At 32.4% G+C, this 15,496-nt stretch carries 17 protein-coding genes; 6 read left to right on the top strand and 11 right to left on the bottom strand.

Annotation, left to right across the window (positions count from 1 at the left end; all coding sequences use genetic code 11):
* Position 1: 1 nt before the first annotated feature.
* Positions 2–1,294, top strand: coding sequence for an efflux RND transporter periplasmic adaptor subunit (locus tag IR010_RS19405; RefSeq protein ID WP_029273169.1), 1,293 nt, complete (start codon positions 2–4; stop codon positions 1,292–1,294).
* Between the two features lie 24 nt (positions 1,295–1,318).
* Positions 1,319–1,987 carry a tRNA (adenosine(37)-N6)-threonylcarbamoyltransferase complex dimerization subunit type 1 TsaB gene (tsaB, locus tag IR010_RS19410; RefSeq protein ID WP_029273170.1) on the top strand — a complete coding sequence of 223 codons (669 nt, stop codon included), beginning with the start codon at positions 1,319–1,321 and terminating at the stop codon, positions 1,985–1,987.
* A 6-nt stretch (positions 1,988–1,993) separates the two neighbouring features.
* Here the strand turns inward: tsaB and IR010_RS19415 are convergent, their stop codons facing one another.
* The 3 genes from IR010_RS19415 to IR010_RS19425 form a co-directional block, all read right to left on the bottom strand.
* Positions 1,994–2,806, bottom strand: coding sequence for a mechanosensitive ion channel family protein (locus IR010_RS19415; RefSeq protein WP_029273171.1), 813 nt, complete (start codon positions 2,804–2,806; stop codon positions 1,994–1,996).
* Positions 2,807–2,896: 90 nt separating this feature from the next.
* Positions 2,897–3,301 (bottom strand): YtxH domain-containing protein, encoded by a 405-nt coding sequence (locus IR010_RS19420; protein ID WP_194606024.1) that lies wholly within the window; start codon positions 3,299–3,301, stop codon positions 2,897–2,899.
* 153 nt (positions 3,302–3,454) lie between these two features.
* Positions 3,455–4,354 carry a NifU family protein gene (locus IR010_RS19425; RefSeq protein WP_029273173.1) on the bottom strand — a complete coding sequence of 300 codons (900 nt, stop codon included), beginning with the start codon at positions 4,352–4,354 and terminating at the stop codon, positions 3,455–3,457.
* Between the two features lie 144 nt (positions 4,355–4,498).
* On the opposite strand from IR010_RS19425, the gene IR010_RS19430 reads away from it, so the two are divergent.
* Positions 4,499–5,488, top strand: coding sequence for a type IX secretion system membrane protein PorP/SprF (locus IR010_RS19430; RefSeq protein ID WP_029273174.1), 990 nt, complete (start codon positions 4,499–4,501; stop codon positions 5,486–5,488).
* 6 nt (positions 5,489–5,494) lie between these two features.
* Positions 5,495–6,013, top strand: a complete 519-nt coding sequence (locus tag IR010_RS19435) for a gamma carbonic anhydrase family protein (protein WP_194606026.1) — start codon at positions 5,495–5,497, stop codon at positions 6,011–6,013.
* A 93-nt stretch (positions 6,014–6,106) separates the two neighbouring features.
* Here the strand turns inward: IR010_RS19435 and IR010_RS19440 are convergent, their stop codons facing one another.
* The 5 genes from IR010_RS19440 to IR010_RS19460 form a co-directional block, all read right to left on the bottom strand.
* Positions 6,107–6,823 (bottom strand): LytR/AlgR family response regulator transcription factor, encoded by a 717-nt coding sequence (locus IR010_RS19440; RefSeq protein ID WP_029273176.1) that lies wholly within the window; start codon positions 6,821–6,823, stop codon positions 6,107–6,109.
* Between the two features lie 103 nt (positions 6,824–6,926).
* A complete protein-coding gene (locus IR010_RS19445) occupies positions 6,927–8,033 on the bottom strand; it encodes a sensor histidine kinase (RefSeq protein ID WP_194570559.1) in 1,107 nt (368 codons plus the stop codon).
* Positions 8,034–8,366: a DUF4907 domain-containing protein gene (locus IR010_RS19450; protein ID WP_194570558.1), complete on the bottom strand. Its 333-nt coding sequence runs from the start codon at positions 8,364–8,366 to the stop codon at positions 8,034–8,036.
* Positions 8,356–9,363 (bottom strand): Kelch repeat-containing protein, encoded by a 1,008-nt coding sequence (locus IR010_RS19455; RefSeq protein ID WP_029273179.1) that lies wholly within the window; start codon positions 9,361–9,363, stop codon positions 8,356–8,358. The genes IR010_RS19450 and IR010_RS19455 overlap by 11 nt, the downstream gene beginning before the upstream one ends.
* A gap of 16 nt (positions 9,364–9,379) precedes the next feature.
* Positions 9,380–10,168, bottom strand: coding sequence for a DUF6268 family outer membrane beta-barrel protein (locus tag IR010_RS19460; RefSeq protein WP_228515205.1), 789 nt, complete (start codon positions 10,166–10,168; stop codon positions 9,380–9,382).
* A gap of 281 nt (positions 10,169–10,449) precedes the next feature.
* Between IR010_RS19460 and IR010_RS19465 the strand changes: the two genes are divergently transcribed.
* Positions 10,450–11,778 (top strand): DUF4270 family protein, encoded by a 1,329-nt coding sequence (locus tag IR010_RS19465; protein WP_228515206.1) that lies wholly within the window; start codon positions 10,450–10,452, stop codon positions 11,776–11,778.
* Positions 11,779–13,014, top strand: a complete 1,236-nt coding sequence (locus IR010_RS19470) for an aromatic hydrocarbon degradation protein (protein WP_194570556.1) — start codon at positions 11,779–11,781, stop codon at positions 13,012–13,014.
* A 4-nt stretch (positions 13,015–13,018) separates the two neighbouring features.
* Here IR010_RS19470 and murI read toward each other — a convergent pair whose 3' ends face one another.
* The 3 genes from murI to IR010_RS19485 form a co-directional block, all read right to left on the bottom strand.
* Positions 13,019–13,795 carry a glutamate racemase gene (gene murI / locus IR010_RS19475; protein ID WP_194606030.1) on the bottom strand — a complete coding sequence of 259 codons (777 nt, stop codon included), beginning with the start codon at positions 13,793–13,795 and terminating at the stop codon, positions 13,019–13,021.
* 154 nt (positions 13,796–13,949) lie between these two features.
* Positions 13,950–14,453 carry an OmpH family outer membrane protein gene (locus IR010_RS19480; RefSeq protein WP_228515207.1) on the bottom strand — a complete coding sequence of 168 codons (504 nt, stop codon included), beginning with the start codon at positions 14,451–14,453 and terminating at the stop codon, positions 13,950–13,952.
* 15 nt (positions 14,454–14,468) lie between these two features.
* Positions 14,469–15,479, bottom strand: coding sequence for an OmpH family outer membrane protein (locus IR010_RS19485; RefSeq protein ID WP_194570554.1), 1,011 nt, complete (start codon positions 15,477–15,479; stop codon positions 14,469–14,471).
* Positions 15,480–15,496: the final 17 nt, after the last annotated feature.

Below are 15,496 nucleotides of genomic sequence, written 5' to 3' on the forward strand. Positions count from 1 at the left end.
TATGTCAAAAAAAACAGTTTATTTCTTAATAGGTGGTGCATTAGTCATCATTGCAATTTTAGTAGGTCTTTCAAAATCGGGAGTAATAGGAAATAAGGATGAAGGAAAAGAAGTAGAAATATCAAAAGTTGTGGCCTCAACAATTGTCGAAACTGTTTCGGCAACTGGAAAAATTCAGCCAGAAATTGAGGTAAAACTTTCGTCAATGGTTTCAGGGGAAATTATTGCATTAAATGTCAAAGAAGGCCAAGTTGTAAAAAAAGGCGATTTATTAGTAAAGATAAATCCAGATTTATATACATCTGGCTTAGATCGATCTGTTGCAAATTTGTCTGGTACAAAAGCCAGTTTATCACAGTCAGAAGCAAATTTCAAAGAAGCAAAAGCAAGTTATGAGCGTAATAAAACCTTGTATGATAAAGGTGTTATTTCAAAATCAGACTGGGATAAATCGATTGCAACTTTTGAAGTTGCTAAAGCTACAAGACAAAGTTCTTATTATAATGTGCAAAGTGCCTCAGCATCTGTAACTGAAGCCAAAGACAATCTAGGTCGTACTTTAATTTATGCCCCTGCAGACGGAACTATTTCTTTATTAAATGTTGAATTAGGAGAGCGTGTTTTAGGTACACAGCAGATGGCTGGAACTGAACTTATGCGTGTAGCAAACCTTAATAACATGGAGGTTGAAGTTGACGTAAATGAAAATGACATCGTTAAAATTAAAATTGGAGACGAAGCAAATGTTGAAGTAGACGCGTACTTAAAAAAGAAATTTAAAGGTATTGTAACCAGTATTTCTAATTCGGCAAGTACTACTTTAACATCGGATCAGGTTACTAATTTTAAAGTTAAAGTGCGTATTTTAAAAGAGTCCTATCAGGATTTGCTGGAAGGTCAGTCAAGTGCTTATTCTCCTTTTAGACCAGGAATGACTGCTACAGTTGATATCATTACAAAAACAAAACCAAATGTTTTGGCAGTACCAATTAGTTCTGTTGTTGTAAAATCAGATACAGCTGCAGTAAAAGATTTTAAAGTAGAAGATCCTAACGAAGATAAAAAAGCCGCACCAAAAAGCGATAAAAAATTCGAATGTGTGTTTGTAAAAGTAGGAGATAAAGCTAAAATCAGAATCATTAAAACAGGTATTCAAGACGATACTAACATTGAAGTAATGGACGGCCTAAAACCTGGTGATGTTGTGATTACGGGACCTTACACTACAGTTTCTAAAGACTTAAATTCTGGGGATAAAGTAAAGCTTAAAAAAGCTGACGCTCCAAAAAAATAATAATCAATTTTAAAAATAAACATTTTGTCTTTTATTCTCAATATCGAAACGGCTACGAAAAACTGTTCAGTATCTATTGCTAAAAATGGAGAAACCATTATTTGCAAAGAAATCGCCGAAGAAGGGTATTCCCACGCCGAAAAACTGCATGTTTTTATTGAAGAAGTAATTGAAGAAGCTAAAATTTCAGTTCAGGATTTAGCTGCAATTGCAGTAAGTCAAGGCCCGGGTTCTTATACGGGTTTAAGAATTGGAGTTTCTGCAGCAAAAGGATTGTGTTTTGCCTTAAATATTCCGTTGATTGCTGTAGATACTTTACAGACTTTGGCTTCGCAGGCAAATGTTTCAGAAGGAAAAATTATTCCGATGCTTGATGCACGAAGAATGGAAGTTTACAGTGAAATTTTTAATGCTGATCTACAAGTTGAAAGAGAAATTCTGGCAGAAGTTATAGATGAAAATTCATTTAAGGACTTTACAGAAAAAATATATTTTGTAGGCGATTGTGCCGACAAGTGCAAGGCAGTTTTAACGAAAGATAATTTTGTTTTTTTAGAAGAAATAAAATATCCTTCGGCAAACGCAATGAGTAAAATCAGTTATAGTAAGTATCAAAAAAGCGACACTGTTGATGTCGCTTATTTTGAGCCTTATTATTTAAAAGATTTTATGATGACAACTTCAAAAAAGTAAACTTATTTATTTTTGAAGCGTAAAAGGCTGAACAGAGATTCCTGCTTCATCTAAGGCTGTTTTGCAATTCTCTAAAGTCTCAGAAAAAACAGCTCCATAATTCACATTTTTAGCCCAAGGACGCACTGCAAATTCTACTGAACTTGCGGTTAAATTCTTTACAAAAACTTCTGGCGCTGGCTTTTTAAGTACTTTCGGGTTTTTAGTTAAAACCTCTAAAAGTATGTCTTTTGCTTTTTTGATATCTGAATCATAAGAAACTGCAAAAGTCAAATCGGCTCTTCTTTCTCCCTGCATCGAATAATTAATTATTGTACCGTTTGACAATGCGCCATTGGGTACAAAAACAGTCTGATTATTTGCAGTAAGCATTTTAGTTACGAAAATCTGAATTTCTAATACTGTTGCAATAACACCTTGTGCCTCAATCGTATCACCTACCTTAAAAGGTTTGAAAACGATAATTAGCATTCCTCCGGCAAAATTAGAGAGTGAACCTTGCAATGACAAACCTACAGCAAGTCCCATTGCACCTAAAATGGCAACAAATGACGAAGTTTCAATTCCTAGTTTAGAAATAAACGATACAAACAACAAAATTCGAAGTGCCCATAATAAAATATCTGCAAGAAATTTGGTTAATGTCGGATCTAAATTTCTCTTAACCATTATTTTTCTAATCAATCTGTTTATTAGTCTTATGGCATACAAACCAATAAAAAGAATAAGAAATGCAGAAATTAATTTTGGAGAATAATCAACTAATATGTCGATGAATTTTGTAACGTAACCGCTAACTTGATCTGGACTAAGGTTCATGATTTGATAATAAAAAAACCTCCTCAATTGAGAAGGCGTATTAGTTTTGCAAATATAAAAATATTTATTTTTATAAGAAAGAAAGTAGTTTTATTCCTTATCAGCTCCTCCTTCAATAATGTCATCTGTTTCTTTGGTGCTCTCACTGACGTCTATTACATTTTCTACAATTGTGGGTTTGCCGTCGCTTACCGTTTCACTTGTTTTTTCTTTCACAGAATCAACTACATCGCTTATGGATTCAGATGCTTTTTCAACATATTCGCTTACAAGATCTTTTGCTTTATGAGCATATTCTACAGCGCTTTCAAATACAGGTTCTGATGCTTCTTTAGCTTTAGCGAATGTTTCTTCTGCAAAAGTTTCTGCCTTTTCAATATAAGGAGCAGCAGTTTCTTTAGCTTGATCAAAAGTCGTTTCAGCCTGAACAGCCAAATCTTGTGCTGAATCTTTGGCTGAACCAAATAAATTCTTAAAAAATGATGATAATCCCATAGTTTTACATTGATTAGTTTAGAAGACAATATAAAACTTTTTTAAAGAATTGCCGGCTTATTGTTTAAATAATTTATTGAATATTAGGAAGATATGGATTTATAAAAAAAGCGCCTCATTTGAGACGCTTTTACTATTTTTAAGCTGATATTTTTATGCATTTAAAGCTTCTACCTTAATCGCTTCATCGTTCAGCATACTTTTCAGCATGTTCTCTATACCACTTTTTAAAGTAAATGTTGATGACGGACAACCGCTGCAGGCTCCTTGTAAAATTACTTTTACTGTTTTGTCATTTTCGTTATAAGAATCAAAAGCAATATTTCCTCCATCAGCTGCTACGGCTGGTTTTACATACTCTTCTAAGATATTTATAATTTGTTGTGAAGTCACATCTAATTTATCAAAAGCCTCATCTTTTGTTACATCATTTTTAGTAGCAACTTCAATTAAGCTTTCATCTAAAACAGTTCCTCCGTTTTCGATAAATTGTTTGATAAAAGTCCTGACTTCTAAAGTGATTTCCTGCCAGTCGTTAATATCGTATTTTGTTACAGAAATGTAATTTTCATCAATAAAAACTTCTTTTACATAAGGAAATTTAAACAATTCTTTTGCCAATGGCGAAGAAGCAGTCTGATCTATGTTTTTATATTCAACAGCATTTTTGGTTAACATTCTGCTGACAACAAATTTTAGGGCTGATGGGTTTGGAGTTGTTTCTCCATAAACGGTAATAGGCTGTTTTTTAGCTTTGCTTTCGTCAATATTTACAATAATACCACCTTTGTCTACAAATGCTTCAATTTGCTCTGCAACAGCATCTTTCACATCATCCCATTCGACGATGCTGTATCTTTCAATAGCGATAAAATTCCCGGAAATATATACTGTTTTTACAAACGGAAGATAAAATAATTGTTGTGCTAAAGGAGACGCTTGCGCTTCATCTATATTTTTGAATTCAAAATTTTGAGTTTTTGTGATGAAATCCTCAAATTCAAATTTTAATATAGTGGGGTTTTGAGTCTCTTTTATAGTGATTTTTGTCATGGTTGTAGATTTTTTACAAATTTAGTAAAGTTATTTTCTACTAATACCTATATTTGATTTTTTAATAAAATAATTAAGACTCTTTTCAAATAATTCGTATTAAATTATGGAGAGTGTAAAATATCTATAAACTAATTTGCCATTATGAAATTAAGAATCAAGTTTTTAATTGTTTTTTTAATCACCACTTTTTTTTCTTACGCTCAAGAAGGAATTCCAGTTTATTCAGATTATTTGTCTGATAATTATTACTTGATTCATCCTTCTATGGCGGGAGCGGCAAATTGTGCAAAAATTAGATTGACAGCTAGAAAACAATGGTTCGGACAAGAAGATGCACCATCACTTCAAACTTTGAGTTTTAACGGAAGAATAGGAGAACGTTCTGGAGCAGGGATTATTGTTTTTAATGATAAAAACGGTTATCACTCTCAAAAAGGAGTAAAGCTTACTTATGCGCATCATATTATGTTTTCTAGAGATGAGGTTGATTTGAATCAGCTTTCCTTTGGTATTAGTGGTGGCATTATTCAAAGTCAATTAGACGAAACTACATTTGGAGGAAGTTTTGATCCGATCGTTTTCGGATCGATTCAAAAAGATTCTTATTTTAATGTAGATGTTGGAGCTTCATACAATTATTTAGATTTTTATGCTCATGCTACTGTTCAAGGCTTGCTTGAAACCAGAAGAGAATTATATACAGACTACGAAAGCGATAATTTAAGAAAGTATTTGCTGAGTGTTGGATATGTATTCGGAAAAAGAGAAAACATTACTTGGGAGCCATCTGTACTACTTCAAATATTTGATCAAACCAAAGAAAAGTCAATTGACTTAAACATGAAAGCTTATAAAAACATGGATTTTGGAAGCCTGTGGGCAGCATTTTCTTATAGAAGAAGTTTTGACGGAGCACAATATAATACTGGAAGTGGCATACAAGCTCAAAAACTGCAATATTTTACGCCAATAATTGGAATCAACTACAATAATTTTATGTTCGCTTATACGTATTCGCAAGTTGCGGGCAACGTAAAATTTGATACTGGAGCTTATCACCAAATTACTTTAGGAATCAACTTATTTTGTAAAAAGGAACGTTACGATTGTAACTGTCCGGCTATTAATTAATTTTTTATGTTAATCAAGTCTGTAAACGGAAAATCACCTCTAATTCCAGAGGATTGTTATGTTGCTGAAAATGCTACAATTGTTGGCGATGTTAGTTTTGGAGCTTCGTGCAGTATTTGGTTTAATGCTGTTATTCGAGGCGATGTTCACTTTATTAAAATAGGAAATAAAGTAAATATCCAAGATGGAGCTATTATTCACTGTACTTACCAAAAACACCCAACTATTATTGGGAATAATGTTTCAATAGGACATAATGCGATTGTGCACGGCTGTACAATTCATGATAATGTTTTAATAGGAATGGGCGCTATTGTTATGGATAATTGCGTAATCGAAAGCAATTCAATTATTGCGGCTGGGGCGGTTGTAACACAAAATACTGTTGTGGCTTCTGGAACTATTTATGCAGGTGTTCCGGCTAAAAAAGTAAAAGATATAGACCAATCTAATTTTGCAGGCGAAATTGAGCGTATTTCAAATAATTACGTAATGTATTCCGGCTGGTTTAAAAACGACGAATAAAATACTAAATATTAAAATATTAAAAATTCCAGATTCCAAGAGTGATTGACTCTTTGGAATCTGGAATTTTTTATTTTGGGATTTTTAAAAAATCTACAAATTAATTTTCTCAAAAAAAGCATTTTTGTAGCTTTCGCTGATCGGAATTCGTTTGTCGCTTATTAAAACTTTATTTTTTTGAATCGACTTAACATGTTTTATATTTATGATATAAGACCTGTGAATTCGTGAAAAACCCTTGCTGGAAAGCAAATTCTCTAATTTTATTAAGCTGATCAGAGTCAATGTAAATTTATTATCTGTAGTATAAATTTTTACATAATCTTTAAGACCTTCAATAAATAAAATATCTGAAAAATTCATTTTTACATTTTCGTATTCTGCTCTCACAAACATAAAATCCTGTTCTAATTCTGGTGAGATTGTGTTTTCAGAAATGGTTTGAACAGCCGTCGCTGGATTCGATATTTGTTGTGCCCGAACAACAGATTTTAGAAAACGATGAAAGGGAATAGGCTTAACTAAATAGTCAACAGCTCCAAGATTAAAACCTTCAACAGCATAATCAGAATAGGCAGTTGTGAAAATTACTAAAGGTTTTTTTTCAATAGTATTTAAAAAATCAATTCCAGAAAAGTGTGGCATCTGAATGTCGAGAAAAATTAAATCTACATTTGTCTGATTGATAAATGATACAGCATCAATAGCGTTATTAAAAGTGCTGACCAATTCAAGAGAATCTACTTTTCGGACAAAATCTTCTAATAATTCAACCGCTAACGGCTCATCGTCTATAATTACACATTTCATCTGGTTAAGGATTAAATTTATTTAAATCGTTTTGGCATTCAAAAGTAGTTTGAAACCAGTGAATTAAGTTTTAAAATTTTCATAAATTCCTGATTTTATTTTACTACGTAATTGTTGTCTGTATTTCATCAAGATTTAAATTCAAATGAACACGGTAATATTGATTGTCTTGCGTAATGTCAAGCTTATGTGCATTTGGATAGAGCAAATCGAGTCGATTTTGAATATTCACTAACCCAATTCCAGAATTTTCAGGATCTTTCACATAGTTTTCTATAGTATTTTCAATCCAGAAATCAAGACTATTCTCTAGAATGAAAATCTTAATTTTTACATGTGCAGCACCTTTATAGTCTGTTCCGTACTTAAAGGCATTTTCAACAAATGAAATTAAAAGAAGAGGTTCTATAAATTTATTGCGGGTGTCGCCATGAACATTTATTACAATGTCTTCAATGTTATTGAGTCTGAGTTTTTGTAATTCGATGTAATTTTGAATGTAGTTGATTTCTTTTTCTAAAGCCACCGTTTTATTATCAGTTTCATACAGCATATACCGCATTAATTCGGATAATGTCACGATGGCATCAGGGACCAAATCAGATTTTTTGTGTGCTAACGAATAAATACTGTTTAGGGAATTGAATAAAAAATGCGGATTAGTTTGTTTGCGCAGATATATCAATTCAGTACTTGTTCTATGTGTTTCGGCAATTAATTTATTTTGCTGATTGTTGTAAAACTCAGTCAGTGTTCTAATAATTGCACTTATCGTTATAATTAAAATATAGAAAAAAGAAGGGCCAATTTTAAAAAAAAGAGGCTGTCTCATTTCTATTCTTCTGTGCGGACCTCTATCAAAAAATCTCACATCAGAAGGCATCATTCTTGGCGCTATGTTTTCAGGTCTTAAATGTCTGAATTCAGGAATAAAATAATTGATCCTGATGACCATAAAAAGAACAATAAGAGAAAATGCAAAAGCAAAATAAAGCCAATATTTTTTTTCTAAAAGCAACGCAGGAACCATGTAAAAGTAGTTCAGATAAAACAAAATAATTCCTGTACTCCACTGCGCATAAAAATCAGTATTGATTCGGAACGGACTTTCGTAAAATTGAATTAAAGAGGTCAATATAAAGAAAACCCATATTATGCAATGGAATAAAATTTTATTTGAACTTGTGCTTTTAATGGTATCGATCTTCATTTAGAATTTTATTTTCAATAAAATTAAATCATTTTTGGTTACCGTTGGAGATATATGCTGGTTCAGTTTCTCAACCACTAGATTACCTACTTTTAAAGCGTCGTTTTCAGAAGAAAAACTTTTGGTATCATTGATCACCGGAATCACAGATTGTTTTATTAAAACTTTGTTTTTGTGAGCAATTGTATATCCCCAGCCCGTTTGTGTTTTAAAGGATTCTATTGTAAGAGTTTCTTTTTTTGCACAAGCGGCAAATTGAAATACAAGCAGAATAAACAATAAATTCTTCTGGATTTTACTCCAGAAGAATTGTTTTGTAATATTAATTATCATCGTCGTTTTGTTCGTCTAAAGGTTTAAATTCCCAAGCATCATCAAAATAAGTCGATCCGACTCTTCCTAACATATAAAATCCACGATTATTGATTGCGAAACCAACAGCATCTGTTCTTGTTGCGCCTTCCATTGGAGTTCTCTCAACCCAAAGATCTGTGGTTGGATTGTATTCCCAAACTGTTTTTACACTTTCTCCACCAACAATATAGCCTAAATTGTTCATGCTGAAACTTGATGCGTTCGAGCGAACTATAGCATATTCGTCATTGTATGTGTAATCATCATCTGTATCTTTATCAATGTCGCGTTTTCTTGTCCATACGTCAGTCGAAGGATCAAATTCCCAGAAATCTTCTTGATAAACACCATTATTAATTCCGGTTCCTAAATAAGCTTTATCGCCAATTACAAATACGGTAGCATTACGTCTTTTGTTTCCGCTGAATCCGTTTACCAAAGTCCAAGTGTTTGCCTGGTCATTGTACTGATAGAAATCTTTCAGATAATTTCCGTCATAACCAGTTCCAAAATAAGCTTTTCCGCCCACTTGAAATCCTACTGCAGCGTAACGTGCAGTTCCTGCGAAATCTGTTTTTTGTGTCCAGGTATTACTTGTAGGATCGTATTGATAAAAATCTTTCAATTTATTAGTCCCGTCATAACCCAGGCCAATGTAGCCTTTTTCATTTAGTGTAAAACTCGAAGCAGAACTTCTTCCTACTCCAGTAAAATCAGCTTTTTGTTCCCAATAATCTCCATTAGAATTATAAGCCCATAAATCTTTTAAGTATTCATCGCCTGTATAGCCGGTTGCAATATAAGCATAATCACCAATAACAAAACTAGTTGCACTAGATCTTGCAGGTCCATCAAAAGCTGATTTTTTCACCCAGTTTCCAATTAAATCATCATCGTCATCATCATTGCTGCAACTTACAAGAAAGAGAGTCGAGAACAGTGTCGCGAATAATATTCCTTTTTTAAAATTATTCATAGTGTATTAAATTTATTTATTGTTTGTATTTGATGCCAATTCCTAGAATGTATCCGTTGCCTGTATTAAAGTCATATACTTTATGATTGTCGGAATCAATCAGATTGTATTTTTTATTAAAATCATAACCTGCCTTAAAATTTAAAAACCAGTTTTTATCTACATTTCTTTCGTATTCAAAAGCCGAAGTCATTTGAGATAAAGTCATTTTTTCGGCATTGTTTAGCGTATTCTTTTCATCTAAATTGTAAAAGTTTCCATTAAAGCTATTCGTTAAACTGAATTTGTTTCGGATATTATTTGAATATGAAAATCTAGAATCTGGAAATCCAATAGACAACGCACTCGCATTATTTAATTTATAATTTAAAGATAGAGTTGGCATCACTTTAGGATAACCAAAAACGGTTGTTCGAGCTGCACCAAGCATAATACTTGTATTTAAATTTAATTGCTGAACTATTTCAAAACTTCCTAAGATTGCAAAATCCGACATGTTTAAATTCTGTTGAAAATTTACCATTGGGGTTACAGAGAAAATCAGTTTTGTTGAATTTGAAACATAATGTGAAAATTCAATTTTATTTTGAAGCTGATTAAATCGATCCAGATTTTCTTGCGATAAAAAATTTCCTTCCTCATAATTCACATTCAATTTTGAATACTCAAATGTGTTTTTTATCTCGTTTTCAGTGTTTATCTTTTTATTATATGAAACGATTATATTGGTTTCATTAAAATCAATTTTATCAGTAGGTTCTGTCTTTAAATTCATTTCTGCTGAAAGGGTATCTTGAGCTTTCATACTAAAAAATGAAATTGTAAAAAACGAACATATTAAAAGCCTTATTTTCATTACCTATTTATTGGTTCAAAAGTAGTTGCCTAATGGTTTTAAAAAAAAGAATATATATGTATGGCACTTTTTGATAGACTAAACCGCTTTTTTTAAGGTTGAATCAAAGATTTGTTTCTATAACGCTATTATAGATGGTTTTTTGCTATTTGTAGTGCAAATATGCTAAGCTGTATATGTTATAGTGTGCTGCAGAAGAGTGCATTTTATATTTGTTGAAAAAATTTATTATGCACAAGTTTATATTGATGTTGTTTTTTGCCATCACCTTACTTTCATGCGGAACGGATACAGATGCTGGAGAATTTGTTGTTGGGTCAGATTATTTAGCTGTAAGCAATAAAGCGATTTTGATCGATACTGTTACAGTCGACATGTCTACAATAAATTTTGACTCATTGGTTACTTCGAGCCAAGCCCGAATTTTAATCGGAAATTATGATGATCCGATTTACGGAAAGGTAAAATCAAACAGTTATTTTCAATTGGCATCTTCCTCTTATAATTTAAATACTAGCGGATCAGATACTGAAGCAACAAATTTTGTATTCGATTCTATATCCATGATTCTAAAGTATGATAATTATTATTATGGCGATACTACAAAAGTGCAGACATTCGACATACACCGATTAACACAAAAAGTAAAGCCTAATGCAGAGGATAAAAGTTTCTATAATAATTCTACATTAACTTACAGCGATGAAAGTCTCGGTACAATATCGTATAAGCCAAGGCCTACAGAAAAAGATTCTATCAATATAAAAATGAGCGATGCTTTTGGAGCAGCGCTTTTTCAAAAACTCAAAAAAAGAGAAATTACAGATTTTGATAGTTTTTCAGAATATCTAAAAGGGCTCGTTCTCGTGCCGTCAGATCCTAATTCCTCGAGTGTCATTGGTTTTCATGTGGCGACGAGCAAGGTTCGGCTTTACTATTCCAAATATCAGGCTGATACGGAAGAAACGCCATATATTGTAGATTTTACCATTTTAGATGCTACTAAACAGTTTAATTCTATTTCATTAGATAAAACCGGAACCATACTTCAGAATTTGCCCATTTCAACCAGTAAATTATCAAGTATTCTTACCAACCAGCAGGGTTATATACAATCAGGAACAGGAGTGGCCTGCCGAATTGATTTTCCTAATATTAAGCAGTTAAAATATATATCAGACAATGGCGCAATTGTTAGTGCTGAATTGATTTTAAAACCTGTTAATAATACGTATTCAGAGAAATATCCATTATCAGATTCCTTAAAAATTTATGTCGCTGATAACTTAAATCGTATTAGTGCATCATTAGTAAACTCTGCAGGAACAGCAGTGTACGGTATTTTGAATAAGAAGAGTGATGAATTCAATGAAAATATCGGATATACCATTCCAGTTGGTAATTTTTTACAGAAAGAAATGCTGAAAAAGACAGATTCTAAGTCATCTCTTATCTTGACATTGCCTGGAATTTCTAAATCAGTAAATAGAATTGTTCTAGGAGACCAGAAACACTTGAATAACAAAATTCAATTGAAAATTTATTACATCTCATATTAAATGAAAAATAAAATAATTTATTTAAGCTGCTTCATTTTATTGTCGCTTACTTCATTTTCTCAAAGTATCTCAAGTTCGCCATATTCATTGTATGGTGTTGGAAGTTTGTATGAATCTGATTTTGGTATTTTGCCTTCTATAGGATCATCAGGAATGGCTTTGCCATCGACAACTTTTATAAATAATTTAAATCCCGCATCATTAGCTTATCTGCCTTTAAATCACTTTATGTTTGATATTGGCGGAAAAGCAATTGCGACGACGTATCAAAGTGGTTCAAGAACAGAGAATCGTAATAACTTTCAGTTTTCCCACATGGCCTTTGCTTTTCCAGTTACTAAAAATTCAGGATTTAGTGTGGCTTTGCGTCCGTATTCCAGCGCAGCTTTTAAAATTTCTAATTTGAAATTGCCCATTACAAACAGTCAAGAATATTATTATTTAACTGCAGTTGGTTCCGGCGGATTAAACAACTTTGATTTTTCATACGGATACAGATTTGGTAAGAAGTTTTCAGCTGGGGTTTCTGGATCGGTATTATTTGGAAATACTGTCGATGAAAGGAATTTTTTGATTACAAATACCCTTACAACGATCAGCAAAAAAACAAATTATAATGGTTTGCGTGCCACTTTGGGAGCTCAATATAAAATAGATTCTACTTTTACAGTAGCTTCAACAGTTAAATTGCCAGCTCAAATTAAAGCTTCAAAAGTTCAATCGGTAGAAACAATTGCAGATGAAGTAACAACTACTGTAGAAACTGATGTGGCTTCAGATGTCGATGATTATTATATGCCTTTAGAAATAGGAGTGGGGATCAGCAAGAGGTTTAAAAACAATTTAAACATGACTTTTGATTATGAAAAAAGTTTGTGGAATAACACCAGTCAATCAGAATTGTATGGAGATTTTGTAAATCAAGACCGATTTGCTCTTGGATTTACATATAGTTCTAAAAAGAATGTTCGGAAATATTGGGACAGAATTCAATATGCAATGGGTGCAAATTTTGATAATGGTTATTTAGAAGTTGATGGAAAAAGAATCAGCAATGCAGCAATTTCTATCGGACTTTCTCTGCCTATCGAAAACACATTTTCTACTTTAAATATTTCCTATTCGTATGGACAAAAAGGAAGGATCTCAGATAATTTAATAAAAGAAAATTATCACAAAATATCTCTTAATTTATCCTTAGATGGAATTTGGTTCGTCAAGCGAAAATTTGAATAGTGTATTAGAAATCCTTCTGGATTACAGAATACTTATTTTCTAAAATTGATTTTAAAACAGCGGGATCTGAATTGATATAAAATTCAGGCTCGCTTTTTTGATAATCAGAAAAACCAACTCTTTCACGCAGTACATTTTGTGTCTGACGTGCCACAGCTTCACCAGAATCGATAATCTGAATATGTTCAGGAAGAATTTTTTTAATCTGCGGAATCAAATATGGATAATGACTGCAGCCTAAAACTAGATAATCAATATTAGCATCGATCATAGGTCTAAGATAAGATTCTAATAATTGAGTCATTTCCGGCGAATACAAATTTCCATCTTCAATAAGCTGTACCAGACCATGACCAACTTGCTCAATTATGGTTGTATTTTGAAACATTTCAGCAGTTTTGTTAAATAGCTCACTATTCAAAGTTCCTTTAGTAGCTAATATTCCAATAACTTGTGTTTTAGAATTATTCGCAGCAGGTTTTATGGCAGGTTCAATACCTATAAACGGAATATCATAATCTGCACGAAGTTCTCGAATAGCATTTGTGGTTGCAGTATTACAGGCAACGACAATTAGCTTGCAATTCATATCAAGTAATAAATCAACATTCTTTTTGCTTAGTGCAACAATTTCTTCTTTGGTTTTTTGACCATAAGGAGCATTTTTGCTGTCGGCTAAATAAATAGTTTTTTCGTAAGGAAGAAGATCGTGGATGGCGCTCCAGATTGAAGTTCCTCCAATACCAGAATCAAAAACGCCTATAGGATTGTTGTTCGTCATAATACAAATTTAGTATTTTTTAGAATAAATTTATATTCTAATTTACTTCAAATCTGCAAATTCTTTTGCTTTTTAATTTTAATTTAATGTAAAAAAAAACTGCTCAAACTTTTTAAAGAATTGAGCAGTTTTTTTATAATAAAGAATTCGGTTCTTAGAATCCTAAATCTTTTTTTACATCAGCAGTAATGTTTGGACCATCAGCTAAGATAAGAGTAGAACCATCTAATACATATTGGAAACCTTTTGCTTTTCCAACTTTTTGGATAGAAGCTCTAACTTTTTCCATGATTGGTTTCATGATGTCAGAATCTTTTTGTTGCAATTCTTTTTGAGCGTTGTCTCTGTAATCAGTAATTCTTTTTTGCATGTCTTGAACTTCTTTAGAACGTTCAGCATTTACATCTTCTTTTACTGTTGCAGCTTCAGCTTCGTACTTTTTGATTTTAGTTTGATATTCTTCAATCATTTTTTTGTATTCAGCATCGTATGTACCACTTAATTTTTGTAGTTGATTTTGAGCATCAAGCATAGCAGGCATTTTCGACATAATCTCGCTAACATCAACATGGGCAACCTTCGCCTGTGCGTTCATTGTGTTACTTGCTCCTAAAATTAGTATGGCAGCAATTAGTAAAGTTTTGATTTGTTTCATCATTTTTAAAAATATTAATTAATTATTGGTCGTATTTGATTTTTGTGCTTCGGCTTCTTTCGCTTTTTTAGCCGCTTCTCGTTCTTCGATTATTTTCTTTCTTCTTTCTTCTAACTCTTTTTTACGTTGTTCGTATAACTTTTGTCTTTCTTCAGCTTTGCTGGCAGCAGGATCTGTTGTTGCAGGTACCGTTTCTGTTGTTGCAGCTGGCTTGGCTGTTGCATCAGTTTTCGCTGTTTCTGTTGTTGTTTTAGCAGTTTCAGAAACCGTGCCATTTTTTTTAGCGTCTCTCTCGGCTTGTATTGCTTTCCTTCTGTCGTCGTATTCTTTTTTCTTCGCTTCTTGTTCTAATCTTCTATCTTCAATTAGTTTTTCTCTAGCTGCTTTCTTTTCGTCTAATGCTTTTTGTCGATCTGCCATTGCTGGGTTCTCATCTATGGCATTTTCAAGATTTTCTTTCGCTTCTTGGTCTTTCAATTGTTTTTTAGTCAATTGTTCGCGTTTGTCAGTTCTGTTTAAAACTCGTAAAACCTGATCGCTTATGTCAAATCTTTTGTTGCTGAAAAGCATTGTCAAATCTGATGATTTATCAAAAATAAAATCATAATTTTTAGCTTCAGCAATATCTTGAACGGCAGTAAAAACTTGGTCCTGAATTGGCTTTGCTAATGCTGCTTTCTGTCTAATCAAATTACCATCAGATCCAAATTGTTTTTGCTGATAGTCTAACATTTCTTGTTCGAGAAATTTAATTTCAGTTTCTCTCTCATCAATAAGTTCTTTAGTAAGCAAAGCTCTTTCGGCTTTTAGACTCTCTTTTCTCGTATTGATTTCTAATTTTTTGGTTTCAATTTCTTGTTTCCATTTTTGAGCTTTTAACTCTAATTGGGATTTTGCTTCTTTGTAATCAGAAACATTTTCCAGAATGTACTCCATGTCAATGTAGCCGATTCGAGTCGTTTTTCCTTGACCCTGAGTTGTATTGATTACAATCAAGGCTAAAAATATAAATAAAAATTGCTTTTTCATAAACATTACTTTATTTG

Origin of the sequence: Flavobacterium sp. MR2016-29 (genome assembly GCF_015350695.1) — a bacterium.
GTDB lineage: Bacteria > Bacteroidota > Bacteroidia > Flavobacteriales > Flavobacteriaceae > Flavobacterium.

What these genes read in the sequence shown, in the direction of transcription:
- IR010_RS19405 (WP_029273169.1), top strand. Translation starts at nt 2, where the DNA reads ATGTCAAAAAAAACAGTTTATTTCTTAATAGGTGGTGCATTAGTCATC.
- IR010_RS19415 (WP_029273171.1), bottom strand. Translation starts at nt 2,806, where the DNA reads ATGAACCTTAGTCCAGATCAAGTTAGCGGTTACGTTACAAAATTCATC.
- IR010_RS19420 (WP_194606024.1), bottom strand. Translation starts at nt 3,301, where the DNA reads ATGGGATTATCATCATTTTTTAAGAATTTATTTGGTTCAGCCAAAGAT.
- IR010_RS19425 (WP_029273173.1), bottom strand. Translation starts at nt 4,354, where the DNA reads ATGACAAAAATCACTATAAAAGAGACTCAAAACCCCACTATATTAAAA.
- IR010_RS19430 (WP_029273174.1), top strand. Translation starts at nt 4,499, where the DNA reads ATGAAATTAAGAATCAAGTTTTTAATTGTTTTTTTAATCACCACTTTT.
- IR010_RS19435 (WP_194606026.1), top strand. Translation starts at nt 5,495, where the DNA reads ATGTTAATCAAGTCTGTAAACGGAAAATCACCTCTAATTCCAGAGGAT.
- IR010_RS19440 (WP_029273176.1), bottom strand. Translation starts at nt 6,823, where the DNA reads ATGAAATGTGTAATTATAGACGATGAGCCGTTAGCGGTTGAATTATTA.
- IR010_RS19445 (WP_194570559.1), bottom strand. Translation starts at nt 8,033, where the DNA reads ATGAAGATCGATACCATTAAAAGCACAAGTTCAAATAAAATTTTATTC.
- IR010_RS19450 (WP_194570558.1), bottom strand. Translation starts at nt 8,366, where the DNA reads ATGATAATTAATATTACAAAACAATTCTTCTGGAGTAAAATCCAGAAG.
- IR010_RS19455 (WP_029273179.1), bottom strand. Translation starts at nt 9,363, where the DNA reads ATGAATAATTTTAAAAAAGGAATATTATTCGCGACACTGTTCTCGACT.
- IR010_RS19460 (WP_228515205.1), bottom strand. Translation starts at nt 10,168, where the DNA reads ATGAAAGCTCAAGATACCCTTTCAGCAGAAATGAATTTAAAGACAGAA.
- IR010_RS19465 (WP_228515206.1), top strand. Translation starts at nt 10,450, where the DNA reads ATGCACAAGTTTATATTGATGTTGTTTTTTGCCATCACCTTACTTTCA.
- IR010_RS19470 (WP_194570556.1), top strand. Translation starts at nt 11,779, where the DNA reads ATGAAAAATAAAATAATTTATTTAAGCTGCTTCATTTTATTGTCGCTT.
- murI (WP_194606030.1), bottom strand. Translation starts at nt 13,795, where the DNA reads ATGACGAACAACAATCCTATAGGCGTTTTTGATTCTGGTATTGGAGGA.
- IR010_RS19480 (WP_228515207.1), bottom strand. Translation starts at nt 14,453, where the DNA reads ATGATGAAACAAATCAAAACTTTACTAATTGCTGCCATACTAATTTTA.
- IR010_RS19485 (WP_194570554.1), bottom strand. Translation starts at nt 15,479, where the DNA reads ATGAAAAAGCAATTTTTATTTATATTTTTAGCCTTGATTGTAATCAAT.